Genomic DNA, 13,579 nt, shown 5'->3' with positions numbered 1-13,579 from the left:
CGCGTCGCGCCGGCGAGTCATGCATGGTGCTGTGCCGCACTGGCGTTTTGCGGACATTCCGGCTATGTTCTACGCGACCCAGTCGCCCCGTCAGCACCATGGACAGCCGTTCCCATCGAAACCAGAGCCGGGCCGAGCGCAGCCTGCGTTCGTCGCTCGGCCTCGCGCGCCCGGCCGGGCGCCAGGAGGACATTCCCGCCACCGTCCACGCGATCGCGGTCGCGCTGGACGAGTGCCGCGTGCGCCATATCGACGGTGCCGCGCTGCTCGAAGGCACGGGGCTCGGCGCGGCCGAAGTCGCGTCGCCGAACCTGCACGTGAATCGCGGCCAGGAGCAACGCTGCTTCCACAACCTGCTGCAGCGCAGCGGCGTGCCGTCGATCGGGCTGTCGATCGGCGCGCGGCTGCACGTGTCGACGCTCGGCCTCGCCGGCTACGCGATGCTGATCAGCGGCTCCGTCATGCAGGCATTCCGGTGCATGGGCCAGTTTCCGCTGTTCATGGGGCTGTATTTCGATGTGCGTATCGATGCGCACGCGGACGGCATGAGCGTGACGATCAGCCGCTACAACGGCGAGCCCGATCTCGAGGTGTTCCAGGTCGACATGTGCCTGTCGAGCCTGCGCCTGATCGTGTCCGATCTCGTCGGCAAGCCGGTCTGGCCCGCGCAGGTGCAGCTCGCGCGCCGCACGCCGCGCAACGTGGCCGATTACACGCGCCACTTCGGCTGCAAGGTCGCGTTCAATGCGGGTGACAACCGGCTCGTGTTCACGTCCGTGAACGGCACCGAGATGCCGCTGCTCGCGAACGAAGTCAGCTTCAATGCGCTGCACGGCCAGTGCGAGGCGCTCGAACGGCAGTGGGCCGCGTCGGTCGGCACGCGCTTCGCCGATCGCGCGAAGGAGCTGATGGCGCGCGACCTCGCGCGCTTCAAGTCGATGACGTCGCTCGCGAACGCGCTGCACCTGACGGAGCGCACGCTGCGCCGGCGGCTCGACAAGGACGGCCTCTCGTTCCAGTCGCTGCTCGACGACGTGCGCCGCGACGAGGCGGTGCGGATGCTCGACGACCCCGCGCTGACGGTCGCGGCCATTGCCGAACGTCTCGGCTACAGCGAGCCGCGCAGCTTCCGTCATGCGTATCGCCGCTGGACCGGGCGCACGCCGCGCGCCGGCACGGATCCCGACGCGTAGCGCGCAATAGGCGCCCGTTTGAAAGGGCTGCAGCACAAGCTTTCCCGGCGAACGACGGCGAGCCGGCTTCATGGCCGGCATCGGCGCTTCCCGCACACGTGATTCATGACCTGCGTCCGAATGGCGTCGCGTTCGACGTGGCGGCAGTCATCCGGGTCTACTCGCGTAGAATGCGCGCAACCATCAAGCCGAGCGGGCCACGCCTTCATTCCACTCGCGCCGGCGCAACGCGAACACGACAACACGAACAAGACCCGCGGCATCCGCCGACGGCGCCGCCCCGGCCGGGCAAGCGCCGCCGCGACGAATGCCCGCCGACGACGCCTCCATGAGCAAACCGATCCTGTACCTCCTCGCCGGCAACGGCAGCGCGGCCGACTGGTGGGACGATGCGTTGCCCCACTTCCGGCATTACCGGCCCGTGCCGCTGGAACTGCCGGGCTTCGGCGACAACCCCGCGCCGCCCTGCGAAGATCTCGCCGCGTATGCGCAAGCACTGCTGGACGCGACCGAACCGGGCCACGCGATCATGGCGGTGGGCGTGAACGCGCTGCTGGTGCTGCACGCGCTGCAGCGACGCCCCGGCCACTTCAGCCGCAGCGTGCTGCTCGCGCCCGTCGGCGCATTTCTGTGGGAACGGCGCCTGCCGAAACTGATGGCGCCGAAGCCGCTGCGCAAGACCATCCACTGGCTGCTCGCGCACTACCCGGCGCTGTTCGCCCGCAAGTTCTCGAACCTGACCTGGACGCGCGCGCAGTACCGCCGCATGGGCGCAGGCTACGCGCGCTGCCGCGCGTTCCTGCCGCACTGGGATCTGGTGCGCGCCGATACCGCGCTGCCGCTGTTCGAGTGGGTCACCGATCGCATCGAACTCGTGTGGGGCGACCAGGACAACGTGCTCGGTGTGCGCCAGGCCGCCGCGTGGTCGGCCATCCTCGCGCGCGCCGAGCTCACCGTCACGCTGCAGGCCGGCTGGGGACACTATCCGTGGATCGACGTGCCGGCCGCGTTCGCGCAGTGGCTCGAAGCGGGCGACGCCGGCTTCGTCGCGCACACCAAGGGCGGGCGCCTCGCGCTGGCCACGATGGCCGGCCTGCCTGTGCCGCCTGCGCTGTCGCTGACCCGCGCCGACGATCCGCGCCTGCCCGGCTTTCTCGCGAGCCAGCCCGACGCCGAGTGGGCGATCCGCTCGTCGAGCCACGGCGAAGACCAGGCCGATGCGGCCAACGCCGGCCTGCACACCACGTTCCTGCGCGTACCGGCATCGCAGGCCGCCGCGCGCGTGGCCGAGCTGCTCGACGGCGGCCTCGAGGAAACGGTCGTCCAGCGCTTCATCACGCCCGTGCTGTCGGGCATCGCGTTCGTGCGGCATCTCGCGGCCGAAGTCGAGTGGGTGGAAGGCCACCTCGAAACGCTCGCCGACGGCCAGGCCAGCCCGCAACGTGCGATCCTGTCACGGCTTGGCGAGCCCTGGCAACGCGGCACGTTCCCGACCGCGCACGGCCTGGGTGAGACGCGGCTGTGGGCCTTCCTGCAACGCGTGCTGCACGCGTTCCACTACGTGCCGGGCGATGTCGAATGGGCGTGGGACGGCAAGCAGCTGTGGCTGCTGCAGTACCGCCCGATCAGCAGCTACGGCTGGCACCGGCACCTGACCGCCGCGAACATTGCCGAGATCCTGCCACCGCAACCGAGCCGGCTGGTCGAGTATGCCCAACGGCGCGCGGCCGGCAGCATCCCGGCCATCATGGCGCGCTGGGATGCGCGCGTACTGCAGGACAACGAACCATTCACCGCGATCTATGGCGGCGCGTCGTACATCAACAATGACCTGTTCCTCGCCCGTCTCGCCGACTGGGGCGTATCGGCCGGCAACTACAGCGGCGAGATTGGCGGCGCGACCCCGCCGCTGCGCTGGCGTCCGCTGCGGCTACTGCGTTCGCTGCCGGTGTTCTGGCGCATGCTGCGCGTCGCGCGCGGGCATCTGCCGACGCTCGAACGCGGCTTGCAGCGCTTCGACCAGGAACTCGCGATGCTCGTCGAGCGACGCGCCGACGGCCAGCAACTGGCCGACTGGTTCACGCGCTTCTACGTGTTCGTCGTACAGGGCAACCTGTGCATCGCGTCATCGCTGGCCAGCAGCGGCGGCGCATTGTGGGGCCGGCCGCCGACCGCATACGGCCAGCTCGAGAACAGCCCGCATCGCCTGCCGTGGGAAACCGATCCGGGCACCGCGCGGCCCGCGCCCACCGACCTCCCGTTGCAGGCGTTTCCCGCGTGGCCGCTGCCGGTCCGCGTACTCCACGCGCTCGGCGCGCCCGGCATGCGCGGCTGGTATCTGCAAGTACGCGAGTGGTATCGCGACAACCTGATGCGCGTGTTCTTCCGCCTGCATCACGCGATGCCGGCCGCCGACCGCGAAGCGTGGTTCGCGCCCCATCCCGATCGCCGCGAACGCAACGGCAGCTTCTGGCAGGACGGCAGCGAAGGCACCGACGAGGCGGCCGGCTTCATGATCTATCCGGGCCACACGCAAGGGGTGCTCGGCCACGACATCCTGCTGGAAGACACGCTCGACCCCGGCCGGCACGCGCAGTACCAGGCCGCGCGCGCCGTGATCGCGCGCATGGGCGGCCGGCTGTCGCACGGTGCGACGCTGCTGCGCGAACTGCGCAAGCCGTCGGCCGTGCTGCCGCGCGTCGATGCGGCGTGGATCGGGCGCGAGGTGCGGCTCAGCGACGGGCGGTTGACGCTGGTCGAATAGGCGCGGCGCGGTTGTCGCGTGTCTGGGTCTGGGTCTGGGTCTGGGTCTGGGTCTGGGTCTGGGTCTGGGTCTGGGTCTGGGTCTGGGTCTGGGCCTGGGTCTGAGTCTGAGTCTGAGTCTGAGTCTGAGTCTGAGTCTGAGTCTGAGTCTGAGTCTGAGTCTGAGTCTGAGTCTGGGCCTGAGCCTGGGCCTGAGCCTGAGCCTGAGCCTGGGCCTGGGCCTGGGCCTGGGCCTGGGCCTGGGCCTGGGCCTGGGCCTGAGCCTGAGCCTGAGCCTGAGCCTGAGCCTGAGCTCGTGCCGGTGCCGGTGCCGGTGCCGGTGCCGGTGCCAGTGCCAGTGCCAGTGCCAGTGCCAGTCCCAGTGCCGTTGCCCGTGCCCGTGCCCGTGCCCAAGCCCAAGCCCAAGCCCAAGCCCAAGCCCAAGCCCAAGCCCGAACTCAGCGTACCGGCGTGCGGACTTTCCCGTCGACCTTCAACGTGCGCCGGTCGTGCGCGGCTTCGTATTCGACCGTCTGCGCGGGCGTGACGGCGCCGTACGAACGGCCATTCACATAGACCATGCCGTCCCGCAGCTCGACCCGGTCGCCGTTGACCGTCGCGGTGGCCCGTTCGCCCTGCAGCACCGCGCCCGAGCAACCGGCGGTCGAAAAGCTGCGGACCGACGTGCCCGGCATCGCGGCGATCCCGCCCTGATCCGCTGCATGCGCCGCGCTGCAGGGCGGCGCGTCCATGCTGCCGGCAGCGTGGACCGCGCCGGCGCTGATGCCGCATCCGGCAAGCAACGCAATCGTCATCGGCTTCAGATGGTTCATGGTGAGCTCCGTTGTCCGCCGCCGCGGATCGATGACCGGCCGACACCCGTGCTCGCATCGCAGGCCGTCCGGATGCACCGAGTATGCGTCCGGTTCGCGGCACTCCGCCATCCGCGCCAGTACCACTCCCGGCCCGCCCCATCCGCCCCCGTGATCCGCGCCGGCGCCGGTCCCGGAAGCGCCCCCAGGCAAAACCCGTCCCGATGAAAATCCGCCTTGATCAAGTTGCGACCCGCAACTATTATTGATTGCGATCCGCAACCATTCCGGGCTGACCATGGACCTCATCGACCCTCCCGCCAAGCCTCGCGAAGCCACCATCCTCGAGCTGCGCGACTTCTCCCGCAAACTGGTTCGCGAGCTCGGCTTCATGCGCGCGACGCTCGCCGACAGCGACTGGGCGCCTTCGGCGGTTCACGCGATCCTCGAGATCGGGATGGCGCCCGGCATCAACGCCCGCGACCTGGGCAACATCCTCCGGCTGGACAAATCGAACACGAGCCGGCAACTCGCGCGGCTCGAGGCGGCCGGCGTCGTCGAACGGCGCGTGTCGAGCGACGATGCGCGCGCGACCGAGCTGTACCTGACCGCCGACGGAAAAAAGCTCCAGAAAAGAATCGACACGTTCGCGACGGATCAGGTGTCGAATGCGCTGCGCCGCATGGTGCCTGCCGACCAGCAGGCGCTGCTGCGCTCGCTCGCGCTGTATGCCGATGCACTCGCGCAGGACAACGCCGCCAGGGCGGGCGACGCGACACCCGATACGCAGTCGATCCGCGAAGGCTACCAGCCGGGCTGTATCGGCGATATCGCGAGCCTGCACGCGCGCTTTTATTCGGAACACTGGGGATTCGGCGCCTTTTTCGAAAAACGGGTGGCGACCGAGCTGGCCGAGTTCGCCGGTACGCTGCCGGCCGACGGCAAGGCGCTGTGGCTGTGCCAGGAAGACGGACGCACGCTCGCGTCGCTCGCGATCGACGGCGACCCGGCAACCGGCGTCGCGCACCTGCGATGGTTCATCGTGAACGATGCGTTGCGCGGGTCGGGCGTCGGGCGCCGGCTCATGACGGAAGCCATGCGCTTCGTCGATTCGCAGCGGTTTCGCGAAACCTATCTGTGGACGTTCAAGGGCCTCGATTCGGCGCGCCATCTGTACGAGTCGTTCGGCTTCACGCTGACGAGCGAATCCGCGGGCACGCATTGGGGCACCGAGGTGGTCGAACAGCGTTTCAGCCGGCCCGGGCCGGCCGGCGGCTGAGGGTCAACGGGCCGTCTGCGCTGCGAATGCCCTGATGGTCTGTCGACACGATGCTCCCGCCCCGCCAACCACGACGCCCGGCATGTTCGAACGTCTCGCAGCCCTCGCACGCTGCGCGGCGGCCGCCCTTGCCCTGCCAGCCCCCGCCGCGCAGATCATTCATCGGGTTCCGCAAGTTCATAAAGCTACGGACTTGCCTGGCATTACCCGGTGCCGACCGACACGACGCCGTATCGCGCGACTAGGTGCGAATCATCGCAAGATCACGCCACCCCGGCCGGTCACCGATTCACCGCGCGCTTACGTCGATGCAAAGCGATTGCGCGGATGGCGCACTCCAAGATGGTCGCGCAAGGTCGTGCCGTCATACTCGGCACGGAACAGGCCGCGTGCCCGAAGGATCGGCACCACCTGCTCGACGAAGTCGGTAAATGCCCCGGGTGTACCGCCCCCGACAATGAAGCCGTCCGCGGCGCCAGCCTCGAACCATTCCTGCAAGCCGTCCGCGATGTGCTCCGGCGTACCGATAAAACGTGGACGCGGTGCAGCCAGCTCGAGCGCAACCTGGCGCAACGTCAGCCCACCCTCGCGCGCCTTGTGCTTGATCTCGTCCGTCACGCTTCGGAAGCTGTTGCTGCCGAGGTCGCCGATATCCGGAAACGGCGCGTCGAGCGGGTATTGGCTGAAATCGTGATGCTCGAAAAACCGCCCGAGATGGTCGAGCGCGCTTTCGATCGTGATCAATTCCAGACTCTCCTGGTATTGCCGCTCCGCGTCCTCGGCGGAACGGCCCACGATCACGCCGATTCCCTGGAACAGCTTCAGGTCGTCGGGCTGCCTCCCCTGCTCGATCACCTGCTGCTTGAGACCGGCATAGAACTCGCGCGCCTGCTCCAGCGTATCGTGATGAGTGAAAACGGCATCCGCATGTCTGGCGGCGAGTTGCTTGCCTGCGTCCGACGCGCCCGCCTGAAACAGGATCGGACGGGCCTGCGGTGTACGCCCCACGTTCAGCGGCCCTTCGACAGAGAAATACTTGCCCTTGTGATTGAGCGTGTGAAGCTTGGCCGGATCGAAGAACACCCCGCTTGCGCGATCGCGTACGAATGCGTCCTCCTCCCATGAATCCCAGAGCCCCTTCGTGACCTCGAGATATTCGTCGGCGATTCGATAACGTTCGTCATGCTCGGGATGCTCGCTGCGCGAAAAATTACGCGCCGAACCTTCGAGCGGCGACGTCACGACGTTCCACCCCGCCCGCCCCCGACTCAGGTGATCCAGGCTGGCGAACTGCCGGGCAACCGTGAACGGCTCGCTGTAGGACGTCGACAAGGTCCCCACCAGCCCCACCCGCTCCGTGACGGCCGAGAGCGCCGACAACAGCGTGATCGGCTCGAACCGGTTCAGGAAGTGCGGAATCGACTTCGCGTTGATGTGCAGGCCATCGGCAACGAACACGAAATCGAACTTGCCGGCCTCGGCCTGGCGGGCCACGCGCTTCGCGAAGTCCGGGTTGATGCTCGCATCGATCACCGCGTCGGAATGCCGCCAACCGGCGTAATGCCCGCCCGGCCCGTGAATCGTCGCGCCAAGATGAATCCGTCTGGGACGCCTGTTTTGCCCCGCCGCCTGCGTGTCACTCATGATCACGTTCTCTTCGCTGTACTGACATTAATGGAAGGCGCCACGCCCTTTTCACACCCATCCTCGTCATCTCGCGGTTCAAGGCACCCTGCCCGCCCCGTGATGGACGCCCAGCCATCGCTGGCCGCGGGTGAAACGCACATCGGCGCCGCCGCGCGCGTCACTGCATGAACTGCTCGTTGCCGATCAGGCCGATCTTCGTCGCGCCTTCTCGCTGGGCCGAAGCCAGGACCTCGGCCACCGCCCGGTAAGGCGCGGCCTTGTCCGGGCGCAACCGGATCTCGTCCTGATCGGCCTCGGCGGCCACTTCGCGAAACTTCGCATCGAGCGCGGGCCCGCCGCGTACGGCCGCACCGTTCCAGTTGACCGAGCCGTCCGGGGCAATGTCGATCTGCACCACCTGCGGCGGATGCGGAGGGGGCGGCGGATTGCCCACCGGCAGGTTCATCTTCACCGAATGCATCTGGATCGGGATCGTGATGATCAGCATGATCAGCAGCACCAGCATGACGTCGATCAGTGGCGTGGTGTTGATGTCCACCATGACGTCCGGCTCGTCGCTGCCCGCTCCGGAACCTACGTTCATACCCATCGTTCGAACTCCCTAGCCGCCCCTAGCGGGCGGCTCCGTAATGAAGGAAACCTTGCCGATCCCGGCCCGCTCGAACGCCGTCACGACCTTGCCGATGTACTGGTACGGCGTGGCCTGGTCGCCGCGCACGTGCACGTCCGGCTGCGGCGTCTGCACGGAAACGCCTTTCAGCCGCGCCACGAGCGTCGGCAGATCCACGTGCTCGATGCCCCAGAAGATGTCGCCCTGCCGGTTCACCGCGATCTCGATGCTTTTTGGCTGCGTCTGCAACGCTTGTATCCGCTCCTTCGGCAGTTGCACCGGGATCGTATGGGTCACCACCGGGATCGTGATCAGGAAGATGATCAGCAACACCAGCATCACGTCCACGAGCGGCGTCGTGTTGATCGCCGAGATGACCTCGCCGTTGTCGTCACTGCCGCCGACACTGATCGCCATGACCGCCCCCGCTCAAGACTGAACCGCCAGCACCTGCGGCGCCTGTGCCACAGGCGTCGCGATGCCGCCGGCCGCGCGCCGGCCGCTCGCGAGCAATACCGTATGCAGTTGTGCGCCGAAGTCGCGCACGCGCTCCATCACGGACTTGTTCCTTCGTACGAGGAAGTTGTAGCCGAGCACGGCCGGTACGGCCACGGCGAGGCCGATTGCGGTCATGATCAGCGCCTCGCCCACCGGGCCGGCGACCTTGTCGATCGATGCCTGGCCGGCAATGCCGATGGCCGTCAGCGCGTGATAGATACCCCATACGGTGCCGAACAGCCCGACGAACGGCGCCGTGGACCCCACCGTGCCCAGAAAGGCCAGGCCGTCCTGCAGCCGGTTCGACACGTTGGTGATCGAACGCTCGATGCTCAGGTCGATCCAGGTATTGCGGTCGACCGAATCGAGCAGCGCCGTATCGTGATGCTCCCCGGCCTCGATCGCGTTCTCGGCGATGAAGCGGAACGGCGACGCATCATCGAGCTGGGCCGCGCCCTCGGACAGCGTCGGCGCATTCCAGACCTGTTCGTCGGCCGATTTCGCACGGCTGTTTGCGCGCACCTGCTCGAGGAACTTGGTAATCATGATGTACCAGCTGCCGAGCGACATGACCACGAGCAGCCCCAGTACGAAGCGGGCCACGAAGTCTCCGTTTGCCCACAAGGCCCCGAGGCCATACGGATTCTCGACGGTTGCCGACGTCGCGGGCGCGGGCGGCGGCACCGCGAGATCTGGCGCACTTGCGGCACCCGGTTCCGCCACGGCCGGTGCCGCGCCGGCTACCGCCCGGCCCGGCGCCGATGCCGCCGCGTCCTGTGCAAGCACGGCTTGCGGTGCAACCAGCGTGCCTGCGGCTACGGCCGTGATCATCAGACTCGCCGCGAGAGCGGCACGAAAGCGTTTTTTCATAAGGACTCCGTATGCGTCGTATATCGATTCGGAACACTGGCCAGGTCGATCGGCTGTCCGTGGCCTGCGTCAATTCAGATTGAAGGAAAACGGCACCCGCACCCGCACGGGCTGCCCCTGGGCAATGCAGCGAAAGCGCTTGACCGCGTTCAACGCCGCACGGTTGAGCACCGGGTCAGCCGGTTGCGCGACCCGCAGGTTCGTGACGTGACCGTCCGGGTCCACTGTGAACTCGACCGTGACATCGCCCGTGATGTTGTTGTCCTGCGCCTCCGCCGGATAGACGATCGACGCGCGGACTTCGTCCGAATTCGGACAAACGACACCGATCTCCTGGTTCACCGGCTTGGCGACCGGCACGGGCGCCGGTGCGGGGGGCGCCTCGTGCACCGGCGCGCTCGGCGCCGGCGCGGCCTGGTGGGTGATCGTCGGCGGCGGCGGAGCCTGCACGTGTACCTCCGGCGGCGGCACGAACGGCGGCGGCGGCGGTGCGACCCGCGGCTTCGACACGACCTTTTCGACCGGCTTCGGCGGCGGGGGCGGCGGCGGGGGCTTCACCGGAACGATGATGCGGGTCTCGATCGGTTGCTGGACGATTTGAACGACCCGGGTTGCCAGGCCGTTCACCAGCGCCCAGATCAGAACGAGATGCAGGCCGATGGCAATCGCGATGCCGCCGAAGCGACGCACCGGGTGAGTCCGTTTCTTGCCGAACGAGCGCGGACGGCTGACGGCCGCGAGTGGTGATTGAGAGACGCTGCTCATGGTCTGTCCAATGGCATTGAGGTCGGGGGGCGGGCGGCGCACGCCGGACGCGGGCGCCTGACGTTCCGGGCAAGCATCGGCGAGCCCCTCCCGGCCGGTGCAAGCGCATCAGGTCGATCGCCGGATTCAGTCGCGCACGCCGCCCGATGCATGTCGTATCGATCCCGTCAGGCCGCGGCCGGTTCGCGCCGGTCGGCCGGACGCCAGCCGAGTGCCGGAGCGATACGCGCGACGAAATCCTCGAGGATCTGCCGGTAATTCTCGAATGGCAGGTCGTAAGGCAATTCGAGGCGCAGTTCCCGCACGTGCCCCACCACCGGATCGGCGAGCAGCCGCTCCACGATCTCGTCCGAGGTGCCGACGAGATCGGGGGCGAAGAGCGTGCGTCGTTCACCCTGCGGCGCGAGCGTGCGGGCATGGCGCGCGTCGGCGAACGCCCGATAGCGTTCACGCTCACGCGCGTTCGCACCGTCGGTCGGTACGATCACACGCCCCAGCGCGATACGCGGTTCGGCGGCTCCGCTCCAGTGGCTGCGGTACAACTCGAGCTGCCGCAACTGCGCGTCGACATAACTGTCGGTGCCCTCGCCCGAGGTCAGGTTGCCGATCAGCAAGTTGAAACCGTTGCGGGCGGCCCACTCGATCGAGCGCCGGGAACCCCCTCCATACCAGAGCCGGCTCGTCAGGTCGGGCGCATACGGGCTCACCCGAGGCCGCACCCGGCCGGCGGCCGATTCCACGAACGTGTCCTCGTCGCCGAGCCATTCGCCGGCGAGATTGCGACGCAGGCGCGCCACGCGCGCATGCGAGAAGTCGACCTGATCCGGATCGGTATCGAACAGCCGCTCGCCCAGCAGCGCGCCGTGATTCGGTGCGCCCGCGCTGAGTCCGACATGGAGCCGCCCCTTCGACAACACGTCCACCGTCGCCAGATCCTCGGCCAGCCGGAAAGGATTCTCGTAGCCCATCTGGATCACCGCGGCGCCGAGCCCGATCCGGGTCGTCCGCTGGCTCGCCGCCGCGAGAAACGTGGCGGCAGAGGAGACGGCGCGCTCGAGATGGCGCTGCCGTACCCACGCGCTGTCGTAACCGAGCGCCTCTCCCACGCGGAACAATTCAAGCGTCCGCTCGAATCCGGAAGCGGCGTCGTCGTCGGGATAATTCCCCGGCGTCAGGAATGCAATATGATCGATTCGTCCGTTGCTCACCATTTCCATCCTTCTTCATTTGCCACGGTGCCCGCGTCATGCCGTATCCGCCGCGAGCCGGCGCAAGCAGCCGGTCGGCAGGAACGGCCGAGCTAGGACAGCACCTTGGACAGGAACTCGCGCGTACGCGGATGCTCGGGCGCGCCCAGCACCGCCGACGGCGGGCCGGACTCCACGACGCGTCCGCCATCCATGAAAACGATCGTGTCGGCCACTTCCCGCGCAAACCCGATTTCGTGCGTCACGACGATCAGCGTGGTGCCGGAGCGCGCGAGCTGACGAATCACGTCGAGCACTTCGTTGACGAGTTCCGGGTCGAGCGCGGAAGTCGGCTCGTCGAACAACAGCACCTTGGGCTTGAGCGCGAGCGCACGCGCGATCGCCACGCGCTGCTGCTGCCCGCCGGACAGCTGACGCGGCCACGCATCGGCCTTGCCGGCCAGGCCCACGCGGGCGAGCAGCGTGCGCGCTTCCGCTTCCGCCTGGGCGCGCGGCAGGCCCGCCGCGACCGGCGCCTCGATGATGTTCTCCAGCACGGTCAGGTGCGGGAACAGGTTGAAGCTCTGGAACACCATGCCGACCTCGGCACGGCGGCGCAGGATGTCCTTTTCCTTCAGCTCGTATAGCGTGCGGCCGTCGCGGCGATAGCCGACCAGTTCGCCGTCGATGGCGATGAATCCGCCGTCCACGCGCTCGAGGTGGTTGATGGTGCGCAACAGCGTCGACTTGCCGGAGCCTGACTTCCCGAGAATGACGGTCACGCTCCCGGACGGAATCGCCAGCGAAACGTTGTCGAGCACCTTCTGCAATCCGAAGCTTTTCGATACCCGATGAATGCCGACGGCCGCTCCGACGCGCTGCTGTGCCCAACCGGCCACCTCGGCGCCGGACGCTGCGGCGACGCCGGGCCGGGTGCTCGCCGCCGCGCCCCGGAACAACAGCGTCCCGATCGAACGCAGGCCGTTGCGCAAGCGCGCCGCGACACGCGAGACGGCCACCGGGTCGCGCGTCGCACCGCGCGCATAGTGGCGCTCGATATGCACCTGGATTGCCGACAAGGCGGTCAGGATGACCAGATACCAGACGGTCGCGACCATCAGCATCGGAATCACTTCCAGGTTGCGGTGGTAGATGATCTGGACCGTATAGAAGAGATCCGGCATCGCGAGGATATAGACGACGGCCGTCCCCTTCGCGAGGCCGATCACATCGTTGAACGCGGCGGGCAGGATCGCCCGCATCGCCTGGGGCAACACGATGCGCCAGGTCTGCCGTGCACGCGGCAGACCGAGTGCCGCCGCGGCCTCGCGTTGCCCCTGGTCGACTGACAGGATGCCGCCGCGGATCGCTTCTGCCGCGAACGCGGCCTGGGTCAGCGTCAGTCCGAGGATGGCCGCCATGAACGGTGTGATCAGATCCGTGGTCGGGCCGTGCAGGAATACGATGTTCGTGAACGGGATCCCGAGCTGCACCGTGTCGTACAGATAGCCGAGATTGTTCAGCAGCAGCAACAGCACGATGGTCGGAATCGAGCGGAACAGCCAGATGTAGGCCCAAGAGCACGAGGACAGCAGCGGCGAACGCGAGAGCCGCGCCAGCGCGAGGGGAATGGCCAGTGCGAAGCCGAGCACCGAGCCGAGCGCCGTCAGCAGCAGGGTCTGCCCCAGCCCTTCGAGCACGGCCCGCGAGAAAAACCACTGCGCAAAGACGCTCCAGCCCCACTGCGGGTTGCCGAGCACCGAATGCAGCACGGCAGCGATCAGCACGATCGTTGCGACGGTCCCGACCGTCCTTGCCGGATAACGGGCGGGAACCACCCGGTCGTGCGTGTAGTCGGGCGCCGCCGGCGCTGCGCTCTCCGGCACGAAGGGGGTATTGCCGGCGATCCGGGAAATATCGTTCATTACGCTGCCTTTGCGCATGTCAGGTCGATCCGTCACGCCGTCGCGGTGGTT

Annotated in this window: 11 protein-coding genes; 3 read left to right on the top strand and 8 right to left on the bottom strand. The window is 67.8% G+C overall.

Annotated elements, in window-relative coordinates; genetic code table 11:
• Positions 1 to 98: 98 nt before the first annotated feature.
• The gene (locus tag ACPTTF_RS33920) at positions 99 to 1,193 is read left to right on the top strand and encodes an AraC family transcriptional regulator ligand-binding domain-containing protein (RefSeq protein ID WP_423372001.1); all 1,095 of its coding nucleotides are present in this window, start codon (positions 99 to 101) and stop codon (positions 1,191 to 1,193) included.
• A gap of 328 nt (positions 1,194 to 1,521) precedes the next feature.
• Positions 1,522 to 3,957 carry a PEP-utilizing enzyme gene (locus tag ACPTTF_RS33915; protein WP_423372000.1) on the top strand — a complete coding sequence of 812 codons (2,436 nt, stop codon included), beginning with the start codon at positions 1,522 to 1,524 and terminating at the stop codon, positions 3,955 to 3,957.
• A 436-nt stretch (positions 3,958 to 4,393) separates the two neighbouring features.
• Here the strand turns inward: ACPTTF_RS33915 and ACPTTF_RS33910 are convergent, their stop codons facing one another.
• Positions 4,394 to 5,047, bottom strand: a complete 654-nt coding sequence (locus ACPTTF_RS33910) for a hypothetical protein (protein ID WP_423371999.1) — start codon at positions 5,045 to 5,047, stop codon at positions 4,394 to 4,396.
• Between ACPTTF_RS33910 and ACPTTF_RS33905 the strand changes: the two genes are divergently transcribed.
• Positions 5,046 to 6,026, top strand: a complete 981-nt coding sequence (locus ACPTTF_RS33905; protein ID WP_423371998.1) for a bifunctional helix-turn-helix transcriptional regulator/GNAT family N-acetyltransferase — start codon at positions 5,046 to 5,048, stop codon at positions 6,024 to 6,026. The genes ACPTTF_RS33910 and ACPTTF_RS33905 overlap by 2 nt on opposite strands.
• A 300-nt stretch (positions 6,027 to 6,326) precedes the next feature.
• On the opposite strand, the gene ACPTTF_RS33900 is transcribed toward ACPTTF_RS33905, so the two are convergent.
• The 7 genes from ACPTTF_RS33900 to ACPTTF_RS33870 all read right to left on the bottom strand — a co-directional run bounded on the left by ACPTTF_RS33900 (position 6,327) and on the right by ACPTTF_RS33870 (position 13,528).
• A complete protein-coding gene (locus ACPTTF_RS33900; RefSeq protein WP_423371997.1) occupies positions 6,327 to 7,670 on the bottom strand; it encodes an LLM class flavin-dependent oxidoreductase in 1,344 nt (447 codons plus the stop codon).
• 160 nt (positions 7,671 to 7,830) lie between these two features.
• Positions 7,831 to 8,262, bottom strand: a complete 432-nt coding sequence (locus ACPTTF_RS33895; RefSeq protein ID WP_423371996.1) for an ExbD/TolR family protein — start codon at positions 8,260 to 8,262, stop codon at positions 7,831 to 7,833.
• Positions 8,263 to 8,274: 12 nt separating this feature from the next.
• On the bottom strand, positions 8,275 to 8,700 hold the full coding sequence (locus ACPTTF_RS33890) for an ExbD/TolR family protein (RefSeq protein WP_423371995.1): 426 nt from the start codon (positions 8,698 to 8,700) through the stop codon (positions 8,275 to 8,277).
• 12 nt (positions 8,701 to 8,712) lie between these two features.
• Positions 8,713 to 9,651 carry a MotA/TolQ/ExbB proton channel family protein gene (locus ACPTTF_RS33885; RefSeq protein WP_423371994.1) on the bottom strand — a complete coding sequence of 313 codons (939 nt, stop codon included), beginning with the start codon at positions 9,649 to 9,651 and terminating at the stop codon, positions 8,713 to 8,715.
• 69 nt (positions 9,652 to 9,720) lie between these two features.
• On the bottom strand, positions 9,721 to 10,416 hold the full coding sequence (locus ACPTTF_RS33880) for an energy transducer TonB (RefSeq protein WP_423371993.1): 696 nt from the start codon (positions 10,414 to 10,416) through the stop codon (positions 9,721 to 9,723).
• Between the two features lie 167 nt (positions 10,417 to 10,583).
• Positions 10,584 to 11,633, bottom strand: coding sequence for an LLM class flavin-dependent oxidoreductase (locus tag ACPTTF_RS33875; RefSeq protein ID WP_423371992.1), 1,050 nt, complete (start codon positions 11,631 to 11,633; stop codon positions 10,584 to 10,586).
• 83 nt (positions 11,634 to 11,716) lie between these two features.
• The gene (locus tag ACPTTF_RS33870) at positions 11,717 to 13,528 is read right to left on the bottom strand and encodes an amino acid ABC transporter permease/ATP-binding protein (protein ID WP_423371991.1); all 1,812 of its coding nucleotides are present in this window, start codon (positions 13,526 to 13,528) and stop codon (positions 11,717 to 11,719) included.
• Positions 13,529 to 13,579: the final 51 nt, after the last annotated feature.

The organism is Burkholderia crassaminum (assembly GCF_964265005.1).
GTDB lineage: Bacteria > Pseudomonadota > Gammaproteobacteria > Burkholderiales > Burkholderiaceae > Burkholderia.
This window is presented reverse-complemented; position numbering and strand designations above follow the sequence as displayed.